We start from the raw sequence: 21,298 nt of genomic DNA, 5'->3' as shown, positions 1-21,298 counted from the left end.
GGGCTCGCCCGCCGGCGGCGCAGATCGCTCACGGCGTGAGCACCGCGCGCCGCGGGACGGGTGGAGGTCAGCTCGCGCCGCTGGCGCCGAAGTCGGCCGCGATGTCGTAGCGGCGCAGCCGCTCGGTGAGCGTGTTGCGGCTGATGCCGAGGCGCCGGGCGGCCTCCGACTGGTTACCGCGGACGGCCGTCATCGTGCGCGCGATGACGCTGCGCTCGAGGGTGTCGAGCTGCTCGCGGAGCGTGTGGACCCCTGACCCGTCCGCCGCATCGACGGCCGGGGGCCTCGGGCTCTCCTCGACGGCGGCGCTGCCGGCGAACGCCGTCGGCCCGAGCTCGCCGCCCCCGCTCAACGCGACCATGCGGGCGATCACGTTCTCGAGCTGGCGCACGTTGCCCGGCCACTCCTCGGCGGTCAGGCGCTCGACGAGCGCGGGCGCGAGGCGGACCTCCTCGGCGCCGAACCGCTCCGCGTAACGCAACGCGAACTCGTGCGCGAGCGCCGGGATGTCCTCCCGGCGATCCCGGAGCGGCGGGACCACGAGCTCCACCACCGCGAGCCGGTAGTAGAGGTCCTCGCGGAAGCGCCCGGCGCGGACCTCGGCGGCGAGGTCGCGGTTGGTGCACGCGACGATGCGCACGTCCACCTTCTCGACCCGGCCCGATCCCACCGGCTGGATCTCCCCGTCCTGCAGGGCCCGCAGCAGCTTCGCCTGGATGGCGAGCGGCAGCTCGCCCACCTCGTCGAGGACCAGGGTCCCGTGGTTCGCCTCGGCGAAGAACCCCGCCCGCGCCTGGGAGGCCCCGGTGAACGCGCCGCGCGTGTGCCCGAACAGCTCCGCCTCCGCCAGCTCTGCCGGGATGGCGCCGCAGTTGAAGCGCACCAGCGGCCCCTCGGCGCGGCGGCTCTGCGCGTGCAGCAGCGAGCCGATGAGCTCCTTGCCCGTGCCGGTCTCCCCGCGCACGAGCACGGTGATCTCCTTCCCCGCCACGCGCGACGTCGCGTCGAGGAGCTGGCGCATCACGGTGGACTCGCAGACGACCCGGCGCCCGATGGCGTGCTCCGCCGTGAGCTGGCGGTTCCGCTGCCGCAGCGCGCGCGCCTCGAGCGCGCGCTCGAGCGCGACGAGCATCTCGTCCACGTCGAACGGCTTCGTGACGTACTCGTACGCGCCCGCCTTGATGGCACGCACGGCGAGGCGCTCCGACCCGTGCGCGGTGAGCAGGATCACGGGCAGGCTGGCGTCGCGCTCGCGGACGGCGCGCAGCAGCGTCATCCCGTCCATCTCCGGCATCGAGAAGTCGGTCACCACCGCGTCGGCGCGGTCCACGAGATCGAGCGCCTCGGCGCCCGAGCGCGCGAGGAGCGGCTCCCAGCCGCGGGCCTCCACGAGCTCCTTGAGGGCGACGCGCACCGAGGGCTCGTCATCCACGAGCAGAACACGGACCATGGCGCGCTCCGTTGGAGACCCGCGGCAGCGTGACCCTGACCCGGGTCCCATGGCCGGGCTCGCTCTCGTACCGCAGCGACCCGCCGTGCTGCGCGATCACCGATCGCGCGAGGACCACGCCCAGGCCGGTGCCGTCCTCGCGCGTCGTGAAGAAGGGCGTGCCGATGCGCCGGAGGGTGTCGGGGGGCATCCCGCGGCCGGTGTCGCGCACGACGATCTCGGCCTCGTCTCCGGCAGGCCTGACCTCCACCACGACCTCCCCGCCGGCCGGCGTGGCCTCGATGGCGTTCGCGACCAGGTTCAGGAGCGCCTCCTTGATGCGGCGCGGATCGGCCTCCAGCGTCGCGTCGCCCTGGGCGTACAGGCGGACGCGGGCCTCGTCCGCGCGCGCGGAGAGCACCACCAGCGTGTCCGAGACGAGCGGCCCGAGCTGGACGCGGCGCGGCGTCACCGTCTGCAGCGGCCGGGTGAAGGAGAGGTAGTTGTGCAGGATCTCCTGCATGCGGGTGACCTCCCGGTCCACCACCTCCAGGCGCTCGTGGGAGGTCGCCTCCGCGGGGTTGCGCAGCCCGAGCTGCACGAGCGCCTTCACGCCGGTGAGCGGGTTCTTGAGCTCGTGGGCCACCTTCGACCCGATCTGCTCCAGGCTCTGCGCGCGGGCGAGCGCGTCGGAGGCCATCTCCTTGCGGGCGCGCGCGAAGGCGTCACGCCGCTTGCGCGCCCGCGCGTGCACCGGGGCGAGCAGCGCGCCGATCCCGAGGACGCTCATCACGGTGAGGAGGCCGTGCGCAGCGCCCGCGAGCCCCGGGCCAGTGAGAACGGGCGGCAGCAGCGCGATCACCCCGACCACGAGGGCGGTCGCCGCGAGGAGGACCCGCGTCTGCAGCCGGTCGCCCACCGCTGCGACGCCCGCGGCGTAGCCGCCCGCGATCGTCACGAGCAGCGGGCTGCGTACCCCCCCGGTCGCCGCCACGGCGACCCCGGCGGTGAAGAGGAAGCACGCCTGCAGCGCGACCACCATCCACGCGATCTGGTCGATGTCGGCGTTGACGCAGAGCTTCCCGGGCTGCCTCCGCCACGTGAGGTAGTGGGCCTGCTGGACCGCGGCGGCGAGGGCCACCACCCCGAGCCGGTTGGCCGACAGGCCGGACAGCGCCAGCACCGCCAGGGCCGGGAGGTGAAACGCGAGCGGGACGAGGTCTCCGGGGAGCCCGCGCGCGCGGGGTACGCCCTCGGGGACCGGCGCCTCCACGGCCGCCTGGAAAGCGTCTGTGGGCTGGAGGCGAGAGATCGCGGCCATCGTGGCCCGAAGCTCCGCAAGTTCCGTACCGGCCGTGAGGACTCGCTCCATCCCCCACGCTTAACGGCGTCCCCGCCCCGGGACCGGCCCACGGCCCAAGCGGGAGTCTCTCGAAGCTCGCGCAGATCGCTCAAGGGCTGAGCAGCCTCGGCGCCCGCTCACGCCGGCAGGCCGAGGGCGGTCGAGGCCCGCTACAGCCGGGCCCTGCGCAACAGCTGCGCGTTCACGGCGACGATGACGGTGCTCGCGGACATGAGGACCGCTCCGACGGCGGGAGCGAGGACGAACCCCCACGGCGCGAGCAGACCCGCCGCGAGCGGGATGGCCACCACGTTGTAGCCCGCGGCCCACCACAGGTTCTGGATCATCTTGCGGTAGCTGGCCCGGCTCAGCGCGACGATGCGTGGCACGTCGCGCGGGTCGCTGCGCACGAGGACCACGTCGCCGGCCTCCACCGCCACGTCGGTCCCGGCGCCGACCGCGATGCCCACGTCGGCGGTGACGAGCGCGGGCGCGTCGTTGACGCCATCGCCCACCATGGCCACCCGCTCGCCGCCGCGCCGGAGCCGCTCGATCTCCTGCGCCTTCCGCTCGGGCGGCACCTCCGCGAGGACCGAGTCGATGCCGAGCTCTCCCGCGACGGCCTCCGCCACCGCGCGCGAGTCGCCCGTGAGCATCGCCACGCGCAGGCCCATCGCGTGGAGCCGCCGGACCGCCTCGGCCGACTCCGGCCTCACCGCGTCCGCGACCGCGAACGCGGCGGCGGCCCGGCCCTCCTCCACGAGGTACACCACGGACTGGCCGCGCGCGGCCGCCGTCCGCGAGAACGCCTCGACCCCGGGCGGGAGCGCCACCCGCAGGCGGCGCAGCAGGTTCGGCCCGCCGACGAACCGCTCGCGGCCGTCCACCCACGCGCGGACGCCGTGACCGGCGATGGCCTCGAAGCCCTGCGACGCTGGGACGGCGAGCCCGCGCTCCTGCGCGGAGCGCACGATCGCGCGGGCCACGGGGTGCTCCGAGTCGCGCTCGACCGCCGCCGCGGCGCGGAGCGCCTCCGCCTCGGCGACGCCGTCTGCGGCGAGCATGCCCACCACCCGGTGCTCGCCCAGCGTCAGCGTGCCGGTCTTGTCGAACACCACCGTGCCGATGTGGCGCGCCTCCTCCAGCCCGCGCCGATCGCGGACGAGGAGCCCGGAGCGGGCGCCGAGGGTCGTGGAGATGGCGATGACGAGCGGTATGGCGAGGCCGAGGGCGTGCGGGCAGGCGATGACGAGCACCGTGACCACGCGCTCGACGGTGAACGCGCCGGACGCGCCGGCGAGCGTCCAGGCGACGGCCGTGATCGCCGCCGCCGCGAGCGCCACCACGGTGAGGAGGAGCGCCGCCCGATCCGCGATGGCCTGCGCGCGCGAGCGCGACGACTGCGCGCTCTCGACGAGCCGCATGATGCCGGCGAGCGCGGTGCGCTCTCCGGTCCCGGTGACCTCGACGCGGAGCGAGCCCGACGCGTTGACGGTCCCCGCGACCACCCGGTCTCCGGGGCGCTTCTTCACCGGCCGCGACTCGCCGGTGATCATGGACTCGTCCGCGGCGCTCTCGCCCTGCCGCACGAAGCCGTCCGCGGGCACGCGCGCGCCGGGGCGGACGAGGACGAGATCGCCCTCCCGCAGCGCGGCGAGCGGCACCTCCTCCTCCCGATCGTCCACGAGCCGCACCGCCGCGGAGGGCAACAGCTCCGCGAGCTCCCGGAGCGCGCCGCGCGCCTGGAAGATGGAGCGCATCTCGATCCAGTGGCCGAGGAGCATCACCGTGACGAGGGTCGCGAGCTCCTCCCAGAGCGGCATGCCCGGGTAGCCGACGGTGACGGCCGCGCTGAACGCGAACGCGACGCCGATCGCCAGGGCGATGAGCGTCATCATCCCTGGCAGGCGATCTCGAAGCTCGCGGACCGCCCCCTCCAGGAAGGGCCGGCCGCCGTAGACGAACACCGCGGTGCCGAACAGCGGCGGCAGCCACGCCGAGCCCGGGAAAGCGGGGGGATGCCAGCCGAGCGCGCTCGGGAGCATGTGCCCCCAGATCAGCGTCGGCACCGTGAGGGCGAGGCTCACCCAGAAGCGCGTGCGGAACAGCTCCACGCTGTGGCCCGCGTGGCGATCGTGCCCGCGGTGCTCGCCCGCTTCGGGAGGTCGGTCGTGGCCGGCGTGCGCGGGCTGCGGGTGCTCGCCGTGCGCATGGGCGCTGTCCGGCGGACCGCCTCGCCGCTCGGGGTGCTTCGGGCCGCCCGGCCTCGCAGGCGCTCGTCCCGGCGTGGGAGCGCCGCCAGCGGCGCCGCGTTGCCCTTCGCTCGCGTGATCCCCGGGTCGCTCCATGGGCCTCTCCCGTCCGTGGACTTCAACGTACGGCGGCCACGCCGCTTACACCTCCCCGCGACCCGGCGCGGCGCCCGAGCGAGCGCGCGTGCGGGCGCCCGGCCCGGCGGCGTCGCGATCCCACCCGAACAGCCCGCCCCGCCGGTCCCGGCGCGGCGCCCGCACGTGGCGCTAGCGTTTCAGTCGAGTCGAGTCGGGCGCCGGTCGTGGCGCGGCCGGCGGAGTCGGCGGAGTCGAAGGAGGCGGGCCATGAGGTTCCGGGACAGGGAGCAGGCGGGGCGGCTCCTCGCGGATGAGCTCGCGCGCTTCCGGGCGGCGCGCCCGGTGGTGCTGGGCCTCACGCGCGGCGGCGTGCCGGTCGCCTTCGAGGTGGCCCGCGCGCTCGACGCGGAGCTGGACGTCGTGGTGGTCCGCAAGCTCGGGGCGCCGGGCTCTCCCGAGTACGCCCTCGGCGCCATCGCCGAGGGCGGGGCGGTGTTCGTGCGTCGCGAGGCGCTGCGCGAGCTGGAGCTCGGCGACGAGGACGTCGCGGAGCTCGCCGCGGGCGAGGCGATCGAGCTCGCGCGGCGCGTGCGGGTCTACCGGGGCGACCGCCCGATGGTCGGGCTGGCCGGGCGGACGGTGATCGTGGTGGACGACGGCGTCGCGACGGGCGCCACGGCGCGCGCCGCCGCTCGGGCCGCGCGGCAGCGCGGCGCGGCGCGGGTCGTCCTGGCGGCGCCGGTGATCGCGGGAGGAGCCCTCCCGGAGCTGCGCGAGGACTTCGACGAGGTGATCGCCGTCGAGCTGCCCGAGCCGTTCTACGCGGTGGGGCTCTGGTACGAGCGCTTCACGCAGGTGTCCGACGACGAGGTGGTGAGCTGCCTGCGGCGCGGCCGAGCGGAGCCCGCGGAAGGCGAGCTCGGCGAGCTCTGGGACGGCGAGTGGCTCGGCGAGGCGGGCGGCGCCGAGCCCTCCGCGGCCGTCTACGAGCCGGAGGTCCTCGCGATCCCGTTCGACGGCGGCCCCGAGCCCGGCGTGCTCGAGGCGGAGCTGGCCGTCCCGCCCGGCGCGAAGGGGCTCGTGATGTTCGTCCACGGGAGCGGCTCGACCCGCCGCAGCCCCCGCAACCAGCTCGTCGCGCGCGGGCTGCAGCGCGCCGGCTTCGCCACGCTCCTCTTCGACCTGCTCACGCCCGCCGAGGCGCTCGAGGACGAGGTGACGACCGAGCTCCGGTTCGACATCGCGCTGCTGACCGGCCGCGTCGTCGCGGCGACGCGCTGGGTGGCGTCGCTGCCGCGCACGCGCGAGCTGCGCATCGGCTACTTCGGCGCGAGCACCGGCGCCTCCGCCGCGCTGGCGGCCGCCGCCCTGCTGCCCGAGCTGGTCGCGGCGATCGTGTCGCGGGGCGGTCGCCCCGACCTCGTCCGCGCGGAAACCCTCCTGCAGGTCCGCGCCCCCGTGCTCCTCGTCGTGGGGAGCAGGGACACCACCGTCCTCCGCCTGAATCGCTCCGTGCTGCCGTACCTGCGCGCCGGCGAGCTGTCGGTCGTGCCCGGCGCGACCCATCTCTTCGAGGAGCCGGGCGCGCTCGACTCGGTGACCCGCCTGGCGGCGCGCTGGCTCGAGCGGCAGTTCACCGCCCCCGCCGCGCTCGGAACGCGGCCGGTGGCCTGACCGGCCGAGGAGATCGTCGAGCGATCCGCCGGATGCGCCCCGGCGCGGCCGCGGTGGCCCGTGAGCCGCGGCCGGACGCCGCGGGCCGGCCGTGCCCCGCGATCGCGGGGCTGTCGCTCAGACGGCCGAAGCGCTTGGATGGGCTCCGGGGGGCTCCGTCCGAATGACCACGTCCGCGGTCGTCTCGTTCGTCGTGCTCGTCGCGGTCGCGACGGTCCGCGCGGTGCTGCCCGCCCGGACGGCGCAGGTCAGCGGATCGCGTACGTCACGGACACGCTCGCGGCGATCTCGAGCTCGCCCGGCGTGACCGGCGCGCCGTCGGCCGCCACCATCGCCTCGGCGCGGTACTTCATCAACGGGATGGGCGGCCCGGCGCCGCCCTCCTCGAGGGCGACCACCTCGCCGAGCGTCACGCCCGCCGCCTTCGCCATCGCCTCCGCCTTCCCGCGCGCGACGGCCACGGCGCGCGCGAGCGCCTGCTGACGCTCCGGCGCGGGATCGTCGCGCTCGAAGGAGAGCCCGCGCAGCGAGTTCGAGCCCGCGGCGATGACGCGCTCCAGGATCGCCCCGAGCTTCCCCAGATCGCGCACCGTGACCCGGACCTCGTCCACGACCGTGTACCCGGTGATGTCGCGCGGCTTGCCGTCGACCCACGGACGCTCCACCTGCACGTCGTGCCGCGTCGTCTGGACGTCCTTCTCGGCGACCCCGGCCTTCGCGAGGGCGTCGAGCATGCGGCGCATCTTCGCAGAGGCGTCTGCGACCGTCGGCGCGAGGACCTTCCCGGTCGCCTCCACGCCGGCGTGCACGATCGCCACGTCGGGCCGGACCCGCACCCGGCCGTCGCCCGTGACGCGGATCATGCGCTCCTGGGGCTTGCCGTCTGCGGCCGGCGCGGCGGCGGCGAGCACGGCCCCGGCGGCGGGTGACGCGAGGTCCGGCGAGGCGGCCGCGGGTGAGGCGGCGCAGGCGAGCGGCGCGAGGAGCAGGACGGCAGCGGCACGGTGCGTCATGAGCATCGGAGACCTCCGGAGCCGCCTTCATACCTCGGCGCCGGGCCGGGCTGGCGTCCGACTTTTCGGCCGGCTCGGGGTGACGCGCGCGCTCCCCGGATGGGCGCACGCCCTCCGCGCTTCGCTCGCCTAGGATGCGCCCCTTCAGATGATCGACGGCCGCCCGATCCTCGTCGTGGACGACGACAACGATCTCCGGGAGACGATCGGCGAGCTCCTCGCGGAGGAGGGCTACGACGCTCGCCTCTGCGAGAACGGACGGGTGGCCCTCGACTGCCTGCGCAAGGGCGAGCGCCCCGCCCTCATCCTGCTCGATCTCATGATGCCCGAGATGAACGGCTGGCAGTTCCGTGAGGAGCAGCTCCGCGACGCGCGGCTCGCCGGGATCCCCGTGGTCGTCATGACGGCGAGCCGGGGGTTCGAGGATCAGTCGATCACCGCGTCCGAGTTCCTGTTCAAGCCGATCGGGCTCGGAGAGCTGCTCCAGGCGGTCGAGCGGAACGTGCGCTGAGAGGGCTGACCGGAGCTCCACCGCCGCCGGGCGAACGACCGCCGGCGGGCATGGTATGACGCGCCGCGCATGATCGACGTGGGCCCGCCGGAGATCGCCCTTCTCGCGCTGGTGGCCCTCGTCGCCGGCACGGTGGACGCCATCGCGGGCGGCGGCGGGCTCCTCACCATCCCTGCGATCCTGTGGACCGGCCTCCCGCCCCACCTCGCGCTCGGCACGAACAAGGGCCAGTCGGTGTTCGGCTCGTTCGCGGCGCTGGTCCGCTTCGCGCGAGGTGGCCTGGTGGACGGCCGCCGGGCGCGCGTCACCTTTCCGATGGGGCTCGCCGGCTCCCTCGCCGGTGCGGCGCTCGTCCTCGCGACCCCTCCCTCGACCCTCCGCCCCATCGTGCTGGCGCTGCTCGCGTTCGCCGCGCTGTTCGTCGGGCTGCGCCGAGGGTCTCCCCCGCGCCTCGCGGACGCGCCGCCGCCCCGGCACGCGGCGCTCGCGGCCGCCGCGATCGCGCTCGCGATCGGCGCGTACGACGGCTTCTTCGGCCCGGGCACGGGCACCTTCCTCATCGTCGCCTTCGCGGCGCTGCTCGGCGACGGGCTCGCCCACGCCTCGGCGAGCGCCAAGGTGGTGAACTTCGCCTCGAACCTGGCCGCGCTCGCGCTCTTCGCCTCCCGGGGGGTCGTCGTCTGGCGAATCGCCCTGCCGATGGCGGCGGCGCAGCTCGCGGGCGGCTGGATCGGCGCGCACCTCGCCATCCGCCGCGGGGACGCGCTCGTGCGCCGGGTGGTGGTGGTGGTCGCGCTCGGGCTCGCCGCCAAGCTCGCCTGGGACATGCGGGGTCCATGACACGGCGCGGCGAGGCTCCCCCCTGCCCGCGGCCGCTGCTAGACTGCCCGGCTGCGAACGCACCCCCGCCGGGAGGAAGCCCCGCGATGAGCCGCAACGTCTCCGCCGAGGAAGCCCTCTCCGTCGTCAAGTCGGGCGAGCGAGTCTTCATCCACAGCGTCGCCGCGGCGCCGCAGCGGCTCGTCGACGCGCTGACCGCGCGCGCGGGCGAGCTGCGGGTGGTCGAGATCGTCTCGCTGCACACCGAGGGGCGCGCCCCGTACGTCGCGCCGGAGCACGCGAAGAGCTTCCGGGTGAACGCGCTCTTCGTGGGGGCCAACGTCCGCAAGGCCGTCGAGGAGGGCCGGGCGGACTACATGCCGGTCTTCCTGTCCGAGGTGCCGCAGCTGTTCCGGTCCGGCGTGCTCCCGCTCGACGTGGCCCTGATCCACGTCTCCCCCCCGGACCGCCATGGCTTCTGCTCGCTCGGCGTCTCCGTGGACGTCACCCGCGCCGCGGTGCAGACCGCGCGCACGGTGATCGCCCAGGTGAACCCGCGCATGCCGCGCACGCACGGCGACGGCGTCATCCACGTGGACGACATCGACTACCTCGTCGAGGTGGACGAGCCCATCCACGAGCTGCCGGAGCACGAGCTCACGGAGGCGGAGCGCTCCATCGGGCGGCACTGCGCCGAGCTCGTCGAGGACGGGGCGACCCTCCAGCTCGGCATCGGCGCCATCCCGCAGGCGACCTTCGCGTACCTCGGGGATCACCAGCGGCTCGGCATCCACACCGAGATGCTCTCCGACGGCGTCGTGGATCTCGTCGAGAAGGGCGTGATCACCGGCGAGGCGAAGAAGGTCCACCCGGGCAAGATCGTGGCGGGGTTCGCCCTCGGCACCCGCAGGCTCTACGACTTCCTCCACGACAACCCGCTCGTGGCGATGCTCGACATCGCGTACGTGAACGAGACCGCCGTCATCCGCCGCAACCCGAAGGTCACCGCGATCAACAGCGCCATCGAGGTGGACCTCACCGGCCAGGTGTGCGCCGACTCCATCGGCGACCGCCAGTACTCGGGCGTCGGCGGGCAGATGGACTTCATCCGCGGCGCGGCGCTCTCCGAGGGCGGGAAGCCCATCATCGCCCTGCCGTCCGTCACCTCCGGCGGCGAGTCGCGGATCGTGTCCTACCTGCGGCCCGGCGCGGGCGTGGTGACCACGCGGGCGCACGTCCACTACGTCGTGACGGAGCAGGGCATCGCGGATCTCTTCGGCAAGAACCTGCGCCAGCGCGCGGCTGCCCTGATCGCGATCGCGCACCCGAAGCACCGCGACGCGCTCGCCGCCGAGGCGCGCCGCCGCTTCGGGAGCTGGTGAGCGGCGCCGGGCCGGCCGCCCGTCGGCCGTGAAGTCTCCCCCCTCGGCCTCGCCGCCGCTGAAGTCACGAACACGCCCCGCGATCGTCGCGCGCGCGCCGCGCGAAAGCGCGCAGGATACGGCCGTTCGAGGCGGACTCGGACGCACCGTCCCGGTTGCGGCGAGCCCCGATCGTGCAAATTCTCAAAACGAAGCCGCCACACCGCTGTCGACGCGGGAGCGTCGCTAAGGAGCGAGGGGATGCCCGGCTCATGCGTGTTCCTCCGCGAGACCGAGGGCGGCCGGACGGTGATTCGCCTGTCCGGCGTCTTCGATCACGCATCCGCGGCCGAGCTGGCTCAGAGGCTGCAGCAGGAGGCGGCGACCGAGGTCGTGCTCGACTTCAGCCTCGTCCGCGAGTTCGCCGACCTCGGCGTGGCGGCGCTCGCCCACGGGCTGGCGGGGGGTCGCCAGCGGCTGCTCATGCGCGGGCTGCGCCAGCACCAGCTCCGCATCTTCCGCTACTTCGGCGTGGACGTGGAGGCGCTGCAGTCCGCAGCGACGTCTGCCGAGCGGGTGCCGCTCCACTGAGCGAGGGGGCGGTGGACGGCGCCCCGCGCGCCCGGCGTGCGAGCGCGCGGGCGCTTCCCTTCACATGATCTCGCGGTCTCCGCCGGCGGCGTCCTCCGTCATCCCCCGGCGAGGCTCGTCTCCGCTCTCCTCCTCCCGCACGGCGCCTTCCTCCTCCTCCGTGCCGAAGTACCCCTCGTAGTAGGGCTCCTTCCTCGGCGGCAGGTCCGTCGCCGGGGTCTCGTCCCGGCGCCCTCGCGGACGCTCTTCCTCTGGCTTTCGCGGCATGTGCTCCCCCTCGCCCACAAGGTGCGGCCGCGCGCCGCCGCCGTGAAGCGGCACCCCGTCCGCGCCGCCCGCGTTGCCGCGGCCCGCCGGGCGCACGAACGTAGGGAGAGGGGGAGCCGATGGCGCGGGCGATCTGGAGCGGGGCGCTGACGTTCGGCCTCGTGAACGTGCCGGTGAAGCTCGTCACCGCGGTGACGCAGAAGGAGGTGCGCTTCCACATGCTCCACGACGCCGACGGCGGGCGGATCCAGCTGAAGCGCTTCTGCGCCAAGGAGGACGTGGAGGTCCCCTACGAGCACATCGTGAAGGGGTACGAGCTCTCGAAGGGGAAGTACGTCGCGATCACGCCGGAGGAGCTCGAGAAGCTCGATCCCAAGGCGACGCGCACCGTCGACATCCACGACTTCGTGGAGCTCGCCGAGATCGATCCGGTCTACTTCGACAAGACCTACTACCTGGTGCCCGACGGCGGCGCCGCCAAGGCGTACGCGCTCCTGCGCGAGACCATGCGCCGCTCCGGGAAGGTGGCGATCGCGACGTTCGTGCTCCGCACCCGCGAGTCGCTCTGCTGCGTCCGGCCGATCGACGACGCGCTGGCGCTCTCCACGATGAACCGCGCCGACGAGGTCCTCCCGGTCTCGGCGCTCGAGCTGCCGGCGCGCGCGAAGCCGTCCGAGCGCGAGCTCGCCATGGCCGAGCAGCTCGTCGGCTCGCTCGCCGCCGCGTTCGAGCCGGAGCGGTACCCCGACCTCCACCGCGAGCGCGTTCTCGAGCTCGTCCGCCGGAAGGCCGAGGGCGAGACCATCGAGGCGCCCGAGCCGGAGCGCGCGCCGGCCGGGGTGGTGAGCCTCGCCGACGCGCTCTCCGCGAGCCTCGCCGCCGCTCGCCGTCGTGGCGAGGCGCCGGAGCGCGAGCGGGCCGCGGCGACGCCGGCGCGCGGCGAGCGGCGCCACCGACCCGCGGCGGCGGCGCGCACCGCCGGCAAGAAGCGCAAGGCCACCCGGAAGGCGCGCTCGTGAGTCCGCGGCGCGCAGGACCCGCGCGTGCTCAGGCGGTGGCGAAGCCGGGCCGGCAGGGATCGCGACGGCCGCCGTCGAGGGCGGCGGGCGTCGAGGTGGAGGTCGCAGGCCGCCGCCTCGTCCTCAAGAACCTCGACAAGGTCTTCTACCCGCAGGCCGGGTTCACGAAGGGCGACGTCATCGACTACTACGCCCGCGTCGCGCCGGTGCTGCTCCCGCACCTGCGCGACCGCCCGCTCACGATGAAGCGCTACCCCGAAGGCGTCGAGGGCATGTTCTTCTACGAGAAGCGCTGCCCGCGCCATCGGCCGGCGTGGGTCCACACCGAGAAGGTGTGGAGCGCGGGCAACGACGAGTTCATCGACTACTGCGTCGCGAACGACCTGCCCACGCTCGTGTGGGCGGCCAGCATCGCGGATCTCGAGCTGCACACCTCCCTCTCGCTCGCTCGCGCGGTGGACACCCCGACCCTGCTCGTCTTCGATCTCGATCCCGGGCCGCCCGCGGACGTGGTCACCTGCTGCGACGTGGCGCTCCTGCTCCGCCGCCTGCTCGCGAGGCTCGAGCTCGAGGCCTTCCCCAAGACCTCCGGCTCGAAGGGGCTCCAGCTCTACGTGCCGCTCAACGGCCCGGCGAGCTACGACGACACGAAGCCGCTCGCGCACGCCGTCGCCCAGGTGATGGAGCGGACGAACCCGGAGCTCGTCGTCGAGCGGATGACCAAGCAGCTGCGGGCCGGCAAGGTGCTCGTGGACTGGAGCCAGAACGACCCGCACAAGACGACCGTGTGCGTGTACTCCCTGCGGGCGCGCCCTCGCCCCACGGTGTCCACGCCCGTGACCTGGGCGGAGGTGGAGAAGGCGGCCCGCACCCGGCGGGGCGAGGGCCTCGTGTTCGAGGCCGCCGACGTCCTCGCCCGGGTCGAGCGGAGGGGCGACCTCTTCGAGCCGGTCCTCATCAGGCGGCAGCGCCTGCCCGGTCCTGGGACCATCGAGCGCGCGGTGGCCCGCTAGGGGGCCCGGTCCGCGGTGGGGGCGCAGCCCGCCGGCCCGGTGCGCCGCCCTCGCCCCGGGCGCAATTTCTCTGTACTCGAGCATCGCGCGCCCGACCGGCGCGGAGGGGGAGCGGATGGACCAGCATGGCCGGTTGATCGAGGCGGGCGCGGTGCGGACGCCGCCCGCCACGCCCATGGACCCGCTGCGTGCGGCGAGCGTCAAGGAGCTCGTGACGCAGCTCGCCCAGAAGGCCAGCCTGCTCGCGCGGAAGGAGGTCGAGCTCGCGAAGGTCGAGCTGAAGGCGGACCTCCGCTCGGAGATCAAGATGGCGAGCGGGCTCGGCGTCGCGGGGGTGTGCGCCCTCGTGACCCTGCAGCTCCTCCTGACGGCGGTCGTCTTCGCGCTGTTCGAGGCGGAGGTGATGCCGGGCTGGGCCGCGTCGCTGCTCGTGGCCGCGGTGGTGCTCGCGATCGGGACCGCGGCCGGGCTGTGGGGCTGGGCGAAGCGCGTGAAGAAGCCGCTCGACACCACCCGCCGCTCCCTCCAGGACAACGTGAAGTTCGCGAAGGAGCGGATCGCATGAAGGACGGATCCCCGGAGCTTGTCTCGCGGGTCTCGGGCGAGATCGACACGCTCCGCAGCGACATCGGCAACCTCGTCGCCGAGCTGGACCGGCGCCGCCACGAGCTGTTCGACCTCAAGCTGCAGGCGAAGCGCCACCCGGTCGCGCTCGCGGTGGCGGCCGCGGGAGCGGCGCTGGTGATCGGCGGGCTCGTCGCGCTCGCGATGCGCTCGCGGCGCGAGCAGCGGCGCCCGAGCCGGCGCGCGCGCGAGGTGAGCCACGCCGTCGCCCGGCTCCTCGAGCACCCCGACCGCGTGGCCGCCGAGCAGTCCACGCGCGACAAGATCCTGGTGGCGGCCGGCGTCGCGGCCGGCACCGCGGTGGCGAGGCGGCTCGTGGACCGCTTCATCGGGCCGACCCCGGCGGCGCCGCCCCGCGCCCGCGCGAACGGCCACGCCGCCCCGGTCAGGCCACGCGCGTAGCAGGGCGTCCGCGGCGCCGCGCCGCCGGGCGGGAGCGCCCGGCGGACGCCCAGGCTTCACTGCGCCCGGTCCTGGAGCCCGTGCACGCCGGTCGCCTGCGCGCAGTGAGCGCAGCAGAACGTCTTCCCCCCCGCCTCCACGCCGTGGCCGATCACGCGGCAGCCGCAGTGCGCGCAGCGCGGCGCGAGCGCCTGGATGGCGCACTCGAAGCTGTCGAACACGTGGTGCTTGCCGGCGGTGACCACCTCGAACGCCTTGTCGTACTCGTTCCCGCACACCTCGCAGCTTCCGCTCATGGTCCCTCCCTCGCCCCGCCGCCGTCCGCCCGACGTCGCGGCGCCTCCGTTGGCAGCCGCGTGGATCATGGGCATGCCGCCGCGCGCCAGCACCACCGCTGACAATCCCCTCCTCCGTGCGAAGCGTTTTGTCGGGGCAGGAGCGGAGGGCACTGGCCGGCGGCCTCGCGGCTGCTGGGTCGCCCTCCGATCCGAGCCCAGCCTCGCTCGCCGCGACGGCGGCGCGACGCGAGACGGAACGACCGAACGAGGGGGAGAGCCATGGCACGGGTGGAGAAGCACATCGAGATCGAGAAGCCGCTCCGGATGGTCTACGACCAGTGGACGCAGTTCGAGGAGTTCCCGCGGTTCATGGAGGGCGTCGAGGAGGTCCGCCAGCTGGACGACACGACGCTGCACTGGGTCGCGAAGATCGGCGGGAAGCGAGAGGAGTGGCAGTCCGAGATCGTGCACCAGATCCCGGACCAGAGCATCGCCTGGCGGCACCGCGCGGGCGCCATCAACTCCGGCGTCGTGCTGTTCACGCCGCTCGACGCGAACCGCTGCCGCGTGACGCTCGCGCTCGAGTACGACCCCCAGGGCTTCGTCGAGAAGGTCGGCGACGCGCTCGGCGTGGTGTCACGCCGCGTGGAGGGCGATCTCGAGCGCTTCAAGCGCTTCATCGAGGAGCGCGGCAGCGAGACCGGGGCCTGGCGTGGCGAGGTGCACCCCGGCGACGCCCATCCGCACTGAACGATCGCACCGGGCGCCGCGCCCCAGCTCCGGCGTCCTGAGCCTGCCGAGGGGCGCTGGAGCCTCACCCCTGCTCGGCGGGGCCCCTCGACCTCCCGCTCACCCCGAGCGTAGCGCCCGCGAAGCGGGCGCGAAGTCGAGGGGGCCCGCTTCCGCGGGCACGCGGCCGTTCGCCGCCGGAGGGCTGCGCCCTCAGGGTCCTACACGAGTGATCAACCCTGAGGGCTGCGCCCCTCGCCGACCTCGCGAGGCCGCTCGGGAACCCGCTACCTCCGCGCCATCGCGTCGAGCGCTGCGCGGACGGCGGCGAGGCCCGAGTGGAGCTGCGAGCCGTCCCAGAGCGCAGGCGTGGCCCCGCCCCCGAGGGCGGCGAGCGCGTCTCGGTGCGCGTCGAAGACGACGTTGCGGAACTGGATCGCGCCCGCGAGCCCGAGCGCGAGGACGTGCTGTCGCGCCGCGGCGGAGTCGGGCTCGGCGATGCGGTGGAAGAGCGCCGGCGCCGCCATCCGGCGCTAGATCGCCTCTGGCAGGCCCAGCGCCACCGGGCGGCGCGCCGGGACGTCCGCGTCGGAGGTGAGGCGCACCACGCGATGGCAGCCCGGATCTGCGAGCACCTTGCGGACCAGGGCCTGGTTCAGCGCGTGACCGCTCTTCACTGCGGTGAGCGCGCCGAGCACCGGCATCCCGAGCAGCGCCAGGTCGCCGATGGCGTCGAGCACCTTGTGACGAGCGAACTCGTCGGGGAAGCGCAGCCCCTCCGGGTTCAGGATCGAGAACTCGTCGATGACGATGGCGTTGTCGAGGCTGCCGCCCTTGGCGAGGCCGGCGGCCTGCATCCGCTCGATGTCGCGCCGGAAGCAGAACGTCCGCGCCCGCGCCACCTCGCGCTCGAAGGCGCGGTCCGAGAGCGCCACCCGGAACGACTGGTTCGTGACGAGCGGGTGGTCGAAGTCGGCGGTGAAGTCGACGACGAACCCGTCGGCCGGATCGAGGCGGGCGAGCTTGTCGCCGTCGCGGATCTCCACCGGCTGATCGACGACGAGGTAGCGGCGGCCGGCGCGCTGCTGCCGCGTGCCGGCCTCCTGGATGAGGCACACGAACGGCGCGGCGGAGCCGTCGACGATGGGGATCTCCGGCCCGTCCACCTCGACGCGGCAGTTGTCGATCCCCATCCCCGCGAGCGCGGCGAGCACGTGCTCGACGGTGGACACGCGGGCGGCGCCCAGCGCGACGCTCGTCGAGAGCATCGTGTCGACGACGAGGTCGTTGCGCGCCGGCACCTCGACGTCGAGGTCCATGCGCACGAAGGTGATGCCGGAGTCGGCCGGGGCCGGCGCGAGGGTCAGGGTGGCGGGCTTGCCGGAGTGGAGGCCCACGCCCGTGCAGCTCACGCGCTTGGCCACCGTCCGCTGATTCCAGTAGGTCATAGATGAGAGTCCGGCGGGCTCGGTGGCCCGGGCGGCACCCTTCCGAGCAATCGATGTGCCAATCACCCCGAAATCCGGCCGGTTTTCGCCCCGGCGTAGGCGTGCTGCAACCCCTCGTAGCTGCGGATGAATTTGCTCGTCTCCGGCAAGCGCTCGTCCGCCGTGAGGCGCCGAGCCTCTCCCACCCCATCCGCCTGTCGCGAGACCGCGACATCCGTGTCAGGCGGGCACGCGTGAACGACTATTTTCGGGGCGGCGCCTTATAGCACGCACGCCCCGAGGCCAGCGCGTGATCCCACTCAAAGACGACACCCCGCTCGAGCGCACACCGGTCGTCACCATCGCCTTCATCGTCGTCAACGTCCTCGCCTTCCTCTGGCAGATCGACGCGCTCGCGCTCCCCGCGATCGCGGCCTCTGGGGGAGACGTGGTCGGGCACATGAGCGAGCGGCTCAACGCGTCGGCGCTCCGCGGCGGAGCCATCCCCTACGAGATCCTCACGCTGACCGACACCTGGCCGCGCGCGTTCGTGCCGGTCCCGCTCACGATCCTCACGAGCATGTTCCTGCACGGTGGGCTCGTGCACCTCGGGTCGAACATGCTGTTCCTGTGGATCTTCGGGAACAACGTCGAGGACGCGCTCGGGCGCGGCCGGTTCGTCGCCTTCTACTTCGCGTCCGGCGTCGTGGCGGCGCTCGCGCAGAGCGTCGCGTCCGCTGCGAGCGGAGACGTGTGGGTGCCGATGGTGGGCGCGAGCGGCGCGATCGCGGGCGTGCTCGCGGCGTACATGACCCTCTTCCCCCGCGCGCGCGTGCTCTCCGCGCTCATCATCTTCATCTTCGTCCGGCTCGTGGCGGTGCCGGCGTCCTTCTTCATCGGGCTCTGGTTCGTGCTGCAGCTCCTGTCGGTGGTCTTCGGCGGCTCGCCGGGCGTGGCCGTGATCGCGCACGTGTTCGGGTTCGTGGCCGGGTGGCTGCTCGTGCGCGTCATGGGCCGGCGGTCGACCTGGCGCGCGCGCCGAGTGAGCTGGTGACCTCGCCGCGTCGGGAGAGCGAAGCCCGGTGACGGGCGTGGGTTCGAGGCCGGGGTCGCGGTCGGGGTCGGGGTCGAGGTCGGGGTCGGGGTCGGGGTCTCTCGATTCATCACATCCCACGGCGACAGCGCACGCCTGCGGGCAGGTCGTGTGCCGTCGCCCGTGATGGGGCTCGGGCATCGAGGGGAGAAGCGCCCGGTTCCCGGCGCGCCTCTGCCCATCACGCGGTGCGTCTTCACCGGCGTCGGCGCGAGGACTGGACGAGCGGGCAGAGCAGGTCCGAGGAAGTTGCGCGCCGCTCGGCCGACGGCGGCATTCACTAGGAGTCCCTGCTATCTCCAGCGACAGCGCTTGCGGGCCACTCGAGTCCCAGTTGCGGTGGGTGAACGTTGCCCTCTTGACGAGGTTCGAGACGAAACGCGCTCACACGTCTTCGGCGCGTCGGGAACACGCTCCTCGCGAGCGTAGGCAGGGCGCGCCGTGCGCGTCCGGCGCGCCGCGTGGACGGCGAAGGGGCGGGCCCGGAAAGCGGCGCAGGCGCGATCCTGGTGCGTCTCGGGAGGTGCGGAAATCGCGTGTTACGAAGGGTGCACAGGAGGTGCACCATGCCCGCGATCACCCCTTCCGCCCTCGACTCGACCCTCCTCGCCCAGCGCCTGCGCGAGCTCGCAGGCCAGGAGCGCGACGTTCAGGTCGAGTTCCTCCTCCACCTCGAGGTGTTCGATCGCCGCCGCGCCTACGTGGAGGCCGGCTACCCCTCGCTCTGGGCGTATTGCCTGGAGGTGCTCCACCTGCGCGAGGGCGCGGCCGGGCGACGCATCCAGGCGATGCGGGTGCTGCGCCGGTTCCCCAGCCTCGAGGACGCCCTGCGAGATGGCCGCCTTTGCATCTCCACCGTCCAGCTGCTCGGCCAGGTGCTGACCGAGGAGAACCTGCCCGACCTCGTCGCCCGGGCCGCGTACCGCACCAAGGCGGAGGTGGATCACCTCGTCGCCTCGCTCCAGGCGCGCACCGCTCCGCGGGCGGGCGTGCGCAAGCTGCCCGACCGCGCCTCAGCAGCGAGCGCCCCGGCGCTGCCGCTGGCGACAGTCCATGCCCGACCTGCCGAGCCGCAGGAGGCGATCCACGCGCCGCCAGCGGCTGCTGGTGGGTCGCTGCCGCCCACGGTCTCCGCGCTGCCCGACGTTCCCCGCCCGAAGACGCGGGCGGAGACCCGCGCCGTGAGCGAGAGCGGCTGGTCGCTGCGGGTCACCATCGACCGGGGCTGCAAGGAGGACCTCGAGACGCTCACCGCGCTGCTCTCGCACAAGATCCCGGACGGCGATCTCGCGGCGGTGCTCCGCGAGGCCATCCGCTGCGCCGTCGAGAAGCACGGCAGGCGCAAGGGCGCGGTCGCGCCGCAGCGGCAGCGGAAGGCGGACCGGGACCCACGGCCCTCTGCCGAGCCCGCCGCGCCCACGAGCACGATCCCGGCGATAGTGCGGCTCGAGGTCTGGAAGCGCGACGGCGGACGCTGCGCGTGGGTCGCTCCGGACGGGCGGCGCTGCAACAGCCGCTGGCAGCTGGAGCTCGACCACATCCAGCCGCAGGCCCTGGGCGGACCCTCGACGGTCGAGAACCTCCGGGTCGCCTGCAAGTCCCACAACACGTTGCACGCCGAACAGACCTACGGGCGCGAGCACATGGACCGCTTCCGGCGCGGAAACCTCGCCGAGCGCCGGGGCATGCCGGCGCCAGCTGCCATTCAGCAGGGCTTGTGGGCAACGTGACCGCGCTCGACGGAACGGGAGCAACTCCGGCCGCAGCGCCTTCCGGCGACGCGGCGGACGCGCGGCGACGCCGCCCCTCCGGCCCCTCGTAGGCCGCTTTCCCTCGCTCGTACTGCTCCCTCGCGCGTGCCCACCGCGGGCGCGCGGTCGGCACCTCGTCCCGAGTCCAGGACGAGCCGATGTGATGAATGACAAGCGTCGGGGTCGCGGTCGGGGTCGCGGTCCGAGGTCGGCGGTCGCGGTCGCGGTCGCGGGTCCGAGGTCGGCGGTCGGCGGTCGCGGTCGCGGTCGAGGTCGCGGTCGCGGTCGGGGTCGGGGTCGGGGTCCGAGGTCGGCGGTCGCGGTCGCGGTCGCGGTCGCGGACCTAGATCAGCGATCCCTGCTTGCCCTGCGGCCGCTCCCGCCCGAGGTGCGCGTAGGCGGGCGGTAGCGCCACGCGGCCGCGCGGCGTGCGCGCGAGGAAGCCCTCGCGCACGAGGAACGGCTCGTACACGTCCTCGAGCGTGTCGCGCTCCTCGCCCACCGCCGCGGCCACGGCGTCGATCCCGACCGGCCCGCCGCCGAAGGTGTCGAGCACGACCGCCAGGATGCGGCGATCCATGGCGTCGAGCCCGCGCCCGTCCACCTCGAGGCGCTCCAGCGTCGTCTCGACGATCTCGCGGGTGAGCGTCCCGTCCCCCTCGACCTGCGCGAAGTCGCGGGCGCGCTGCAGCAGGCGGATGGCGATGCGCGGCGTGCCGCGGGCGCGCCGCGCGAGCTCCTCGGCGCCGGCGGGGTCCACCGGGAGCGCGAGCTTCCGCGCCGCCCGCACCGCGATCTCGCGGAGCTCGGTGGGCTCGTAGTAGCCGAGCCGCTCCTGGATGGGGAACCGGTCGCGGAGCGGGCTCGCGAGCAGCCCGGTGCGCGTGGTCGCGCCGACGAGCGTGAAGCGCTCGAGCTTCATCTCCATCGTCTGCGCGCCCAGCCCCGCCCCGAGGACCACGTCGAAGCGGTAGTCCTCCATCGCCGGGTAGAGCGCCTCCTCCACCGCCGGCGAGAGCCGGTGGATCTCGTCGATGAAGAGGATGTCGCGCGGCGCGAGGGCGGTGAGGAGGCCGGCGAGGTCGCCCTTCTTCACCAGCGCCGGGCCGCTCGTGACGTGCAGCGCGACCCCCAGCTCGCGGGCGAGGATGTGCGCGAGCGAGGTCTTGCCGAGGCCCGGCGGGCCGGAGAGGAGCACGTGATCGAGCGCCTCGCCCCGCGCGCGCGCGGCCTTCGCGTACACGCGGAAGTTCTCGACCAGCTTCTCCTGCCCGACGTACTCCTCGAACGTCGCCGGCCGGAGCGACTGCTCGAGCCGCTCCTCGCCCTCCTGCGATCCCGGGGAGACCTCGCGCACGGGCTTCAGGGTCATGAGGGTGGCACGCTACCACGCGGGTCCGACGCGGCAGCCGCGCCGACTCTTCGGATCCCGTGCTGACGCTGCCGCGAGGGAGGGTGCCCTTTCACGAGGCGGAGCCGATCGTGACGTGCAGGGCGACCCCTCAGCGAGGATTTCTTCCGCACGAGACGCTCGGGTCCCGCAGCACCACGGTTCCGTCGTCCGCGCCGAACCGCAGCGCGAGTCGCTCGACGAGGCGATCCTGAAGGTCGCATAGGACTCGCGA

General features: G+C 74.1%; 21 protein-coding genes. 12 read left to right on the top strand and 9 right to left on the bottom strand.

Annotation, left to right across the window (positions count from 1 at the left end; all coding sequences use genetic code 11):
- Positions 1-67 precede the first annotated feature (67 nt).
- The 3 genes from ANAE109_RS05195 to ANAE109_RS05185 all read right to left on the bottom strand — a co-directional run bounded on the left by ANAE109_RS05195 (position 68) and on the right by ANAE109_RS05185 (position 4,885).
- The gene (locus ANAE109_RS05195) at positions 68-1,450 is read right to left on the bottom strand and encodes a sigma-54 dependent transcriptional regulator (protein ID WP_011985332.1); all 1,383 of its coding nucleotides are present in this window, start codon (positions 1,448-1,450) and stop codon (positions 68-70) included.
- A complete protein-coding gene (locus ANAE109_RS05190; protein WP_011985331.1) occupies positions 1,425-2,750 on the bottom strand; it encodes a sensor histidine kinase in 1,326 nt (441 codons plus the stop codon). The genes ANAE109_RS05195 and ANAE109_RS05190 overlap by 26 nt, the downstream gene beginning before the upstream one ends.
- 191 nt (positions 2,751-2,941) lie before the next feature.
- Positions 2,942-4,885, bottom strand: a complete 1,944-nt coding sequence (locus ANAE109_RS05185; RefSeq protein WP_234945244.1) for a heavy metal translocating P-type ATPase — start codon at positions 4,883-4,885, stop codon at positions 2,942-2,944.
- Between the two features lie 483 nt (positions 4,886-5,368).
- Between ANAE109_RS05185 and ANAE109_RS05180 the strand changes: the two genes are divergently transcribed.
- Positions 5,369-6,775, top strand: a complete 1,407-nt coding sequence (locus ANAE109_RS05180) for a phosphoribosyltransferase family protein (protein WP_011985329.1) — start codon at positions 5,369-5,371, stop codon at positions 6,773-6,775.
- A 248-nt stretch (positions 6,776-7,023) separates the two neighbouring features.
- Here ANAE109_RS05180 and ANAE109_RS05175 read toward each other — a convergent pair whose 3' ends face one another.
- A complete protein-coding gene (locus ANAE109_RS05175; RefSeq protein ID WP_158305867.1) occupies positions 7,024-7,788 on the bottom strand; it encodes an SIMPL domain-containing protein in 765 nt (254 codons plus the stop codon).
- 148 nt (positions 7,789-7,936) lie between these two features.
- Here ANAE109_RS05175 and ANAE109_RS05170 point away from each other — a divergent pair, with 148 nt between their 5' ends.
- The 4 genes from ANAE109_RS05170 (at position 7,937) to ANAE109_RS05155 (ending at position 11,070) form a co-directional block, all read left to right on the top strand.
- A complete protein-coding gene (locus ANAE109_RS05170) occupies positions 7,937-8,299 on the top strand; it encodes a response regulator (protein ID WP_011985327.1) in 363 nt (120 codons plus the stop codon).
- Between the two features lie 69 nt (positions 8,300-8,368).
- Positions 8,369-9,139 (top strand): TSUP family transporter, encoded by a 771-nt coding sequence (locus ANAE109_RS05165; protein WP_011985326.1) that lies wholly within the window; start codon positions 8,369-8,371, stop codon positions 9,137-9,139.
- Positions 9,140-9,225: 86 nt separating this feature from the next.
- Positions 9,226-10,500, top strand: coding sequence for an acetyl-CoA hydrolase/transferase family protein (locus ANAE109_RS05160; RefSeq protein ID WP_011985325.1), 1,275 nt, complete (start codon positions 9,226-9,228; stop codon positions 10,498-10,500).
- Positions 10,501-10,740: 240 nt separating this feature from the next.
- Positions 10,741-11,070 carry an STAS domain-containing protein gene (locus ANAE109_RS05155; RefSeq protein ID WP_011985324.1) on the top strand — a complete coding sequence of 110 codons (330 nt, stop codon included), beginning with the start codon at positions 10,741-10,743 and terminating at the stop codon, positions 11,068-11,070.
- 60 nt (positions 11,071-11,130) lie between these two features.
- Here the strand turns inward: ANAE109_RS05155 and ANAE109_RS05150 are convergent, their stop codons facing one another.
- Positions 11,131-11,337: a hypothetical protein gene (locus ANAE109_RS05150; RefSeq protein ID WP_143827900.1), complete on the bottom strand. Its 207-nt coding sequence runs from the start codon at positions 11,335-11,337 to the stop codon at positions 11,131-11,133.
- Between the two features lie 119 nt (positions 11,338-11,456).
- Here ANAE109_RS05150 and ANAE109_RS05145 point away from each other — a divergent pair, with 119 nt between their 5' ends.
- From ANAE109_RS05145 to ANAE109_RS05130, 4 genes are all read left to right on the top strand, one after another.
- Positions 11,457-12,356, top strand: coding sequence for a Ku protein (locus ANAE109_RS05145; RefSeq protein WP_011985323.1), 900 nt, complete (start codon positions 11,457-11,459; stop codon positions 12,354-12,356).
- A 95-nt stretch (positions 12,357-12,451) separates the two neighbouring features.
- Complete coding sequence (gene ligD / locus ANAE109_RS05140; protein WP_011985322.1) at positions 12,452-13,369, top strand: non-homologous end-joining DNA ligase; 918 nt, start codon at positions 12,452-12,454, stop codon at positions 13,367-13,369.
- A 115-nt stretch (positions 13,370-13,484) separates the two neighbouring features.
- Positions 13,485-13,934, top strand: coding sequence for a phage holin family protein (locus ANAE109_RS05135; protein ID WP_011985321.1), 450 nt, complete (start codon positions 13,485-13,487; stop codon positions 13,932-13,934).
- The gene (locus tag ANAE109_RS05130; protein WP_011985320.1) at positions 13,931-14,395 is read left to right on the top strand and encodes a hypothetical protein; all 465 of its coding nucleotides are present in this window, start codon (positions 13,931-13,933) and stop codon (positions 14,393-14,395) included. Before ANAE109_RS05135 ends, ANAE109_RS05130 begins: the two co-directional genes overlap by 4 nt.
- A gap of 56 nt (positions 14,396-14,451) precedes the next feature.
- Here ANAE109_RS05130 and ANAE109_RS05125 read toward each other — a convergent pair whose 3' ends face one another.
- Complete coding sequence (locus tag ANAE109_RS05125) at positions 14,452-14,691, bottom strand: hypothetical protein (protein WP_011985319.1); 240 nt, start codon at positions 14,689-14,691, stop codon at positions 14,452-14,454.
- Between the two features lie 261 nt (positions 14,692-14,952).
- On the opposite strand from ANAE109_RS05125, the gene ANAE109_RS05120 reads away from it, so the two are divergent.
- On the top strand, positions 14,953-15,423 hold the full coding sequence (locus tag ANAE109_RS05120; protein WP_011985318.1) for an SRPBCC family protein: 471 nt from the start codon (positions 14,953-14,955) through the stop codon (positions 15,421-15,423).
- Between the two features lie 266 nt (positions 15,424-15,689).
- On the opposite strand, the gene ANAE109_RS05115 is transcribed toward ANAE109_RS05120, so the two are convergent.
- Both ANAE109_RS05115 and lpxC read right to left on the bottom strand, forming a co-directional pair.
- Positions 15,690-15,929 carry a hypothetical protein gene (locus ANAE109_RS05115; RefSeq protein ID WP_011985317.1) on the bottom strand — a complete coding sequence of 80 codons (240 nt, stop codon included), beginning with the start codon at positions 15,927-15,929 and terminating at the stop codon, positions 15,690-15,692.
- Between the two features lie 6 nt (positions 15,930-15,935).
- Positions 15,936-16,850 carry a UDP-3-O-acyl-N-acetylglucosamine deacetylase gene (lpxC, locus tag ANAE109_RS05110; protein ID WP_011985316.1) on the bottom strand — a complete coding sequence of 305 codons (915 nt, stop codon included), beginning with the start codon at positions 16,848-16,850 and terminating at the stop codon, positions 15,936-15,938.
- A gap of 289 nt (positions 16,851-17,139) precedes the next feature.
- On the opposite strand from lpxC, the gene ANAE109_RS05105 reads away from it, so the two are divergent.
- Both ANAE109_RS05105 and ANAE109_RS05100 read left to right on the top strand, forming a co-directional pair.
- On the top strand, positions 17,140-17,883 hold the full coding sequence (locus tag ANAE109_RS05105) for a rhomboid family intramembrane serine protease (protein ID WP_011985315.1): 744 nt from the start codon (positions 17,140-17,142) through the stop codon (positions 17,881-17,883).
- Positions 17,884-18,488: 605 nt separating this feature from the next.
- On the top strand, positions 18,489-19,652 hold the full coding sequence (locus tag ANAE109_RS05100; RefSeq protein WP_011985313.1) for an HNH endonuclease: 1,164 nt from the start codon (positions 18,489-18,491) through the stop codon (positions 19,650-19,652).
- Between the two features lie 364 nt (positions 19,653-20,016).
- On the opposite strand, the gene ruvB is transcribed toward ANAE109_RS05100, so the two are convergent.
- The gene (gene ruvB, locus ANAE109_RS05095; protein WP_011985312.1) at positions 20,017-21,045 is read right to left on the bottom strand and encodes a Holliday junction branch migration DNA helicase RuvB; all 1,029 of its coding nucleotides are present in this window, start codon (positions 21,043-21,045) and stop codon (positions 20,017-20,019) included.
- Positions 21,046-21,298 lie beyond the last annotated feature (253 nt).

Origin of the sequence: Anaeromyxobacter sp. Fw109-5 (genome assembly GCF_000017505.1) — a bacterium.
Classification (GTDB): Bacteria; Myxococcota; Myxococcia; order Myxococcales; family Anaeromyxobacteraceae; genus Anaeromyxobacter.
Note: the sequence above shows the minus strand (reverse complement) of the source record. Positions and strands in the feature narration are given on the sequence as shown.

Coding starts and splice junctions, on each gene's coding strand:
- ANAE109_RS05195 (WP_011985332.1), bottom strand. CDS start 1,450: ATGGTCCGTGTTCTGCTCGTGGATGACGAGCCCTCGGTGCGCGTCGCC.
- ANAE109_RS05190 (WP_011985331.1), bottom strand. CDS start 2,750: ATGGCCGCGATCTCTCGCCTCCAGCCCACAGACGCTTTCCAGGCGGCC.
- ANAE109_RS05180 (WP_011985329.1), top strand. CDS start 5,369: ATGAGGTTCCGGGACAGGGAGCAGGCGGGGCGGCTCCTCGCGGATGAG.
- ANAE109_RS05175 (WP_158305867.1), bottom strand. CDS start 7,788: ATGACGCACCGTGCCGCTGCCGTCCTGCTCCTCGCGCCGCTCGCCTGC.
- ANAE109_RS05170 (WP_011985327.1), top strand. CDS start 7,937: ATGATCGACGGCCGCCCGATCCTCGTCGTGGACGACGACAACGATCTC.
- ANAE109_RS05165 (WP_011985326.1), top strand. CDS start 8,369: ATGATCGACGTGGGCCCGCCGGAGATCGCCCTTCTCGCGCTGGTGGCC.
- ANAE109_RS05160 (WP_011985325.1), top strand. CDS start 9,226: ATGAGCCGCAACGTCTCCGCCGAGGAAGCCCTCTCCGTCGTCAAGTCG.
- ANAE109_RS05155 (WP_011985324.1), top strand. CDS start 10,741: ATGCCCGGCTCATGCGTGTTCCTCCGCGAGACCGAGGGCGGCCGGACG.
- ANAE109_RS05150 (WP_143827900.1), bottom strand. CDS start 11,337: ATGCCGCGAAAGCCAGAGGAAGAGCGTCCGCGAGGGCGCCGGGACGAG.
- ANAE109_RS05145 (WP_011985323.1), top strand. CDS start 11,457: ATGGCGCGGGCGATCTGGAGCGGGGCGCTGACGTTCGGCCTCGTGAAC.
- ANAE109_RS05135 (WP_011985321.1), top strand. CDS start 13,485: ATGGACCAGCATGGCCGGTTGATCGAGGCGGGCGCGGTGCGGACGCCG.
- ANAE109_RS05130 (WP_011985320.1), top strand. CDS start 13,931: ATGAAGGACGGATCCCCGGAGCTTGTCTCGCGGGTCTCGGGCGAGATC.
- ANAE109_RS05125 (WP_011985319.1), bottom strand. CDS start 14,691: ATGAGCGGAAGCTGCGAGGTGTGCGGGAACGAGTACGACAAGGCGTTC.
- ANAE109_RS05120 (WP_011985318.1), top strand. CDS start 14,953: ATGGCACGGGTGGAGAAGCACATCGAGATCGAGAAGCCGCTCCGGATG.
- ANAE109_RS05115 (WP_011985317.1), bottom strand. CDS start 15,929: ATGGCGGCGCCGGCGCTCTTCCACCGCATCGCCGAGCCCGACTCCGCC.
- lpxC (WP_011985316.1), bottom strand. CDS start 16,850: ATGACCTACTGGAATCAGCGGACGGTGGCCAAGCGCGTGAGCTGCACG.
- ANAE109_RS05100 (WP_011985313.1), top strand. CDS start 18,489: ATGCCCGCGATCACCCCTTCCGCCCTCGACTCGACCCTCCTCGCCCAG.
- ruvB (WP_011985312.1), bottom strand. CDS start 21,045: ATGACCCTGAAGCCCGTGCGCGAGGTCTCCCCGGGATCGCAGGAGGGC.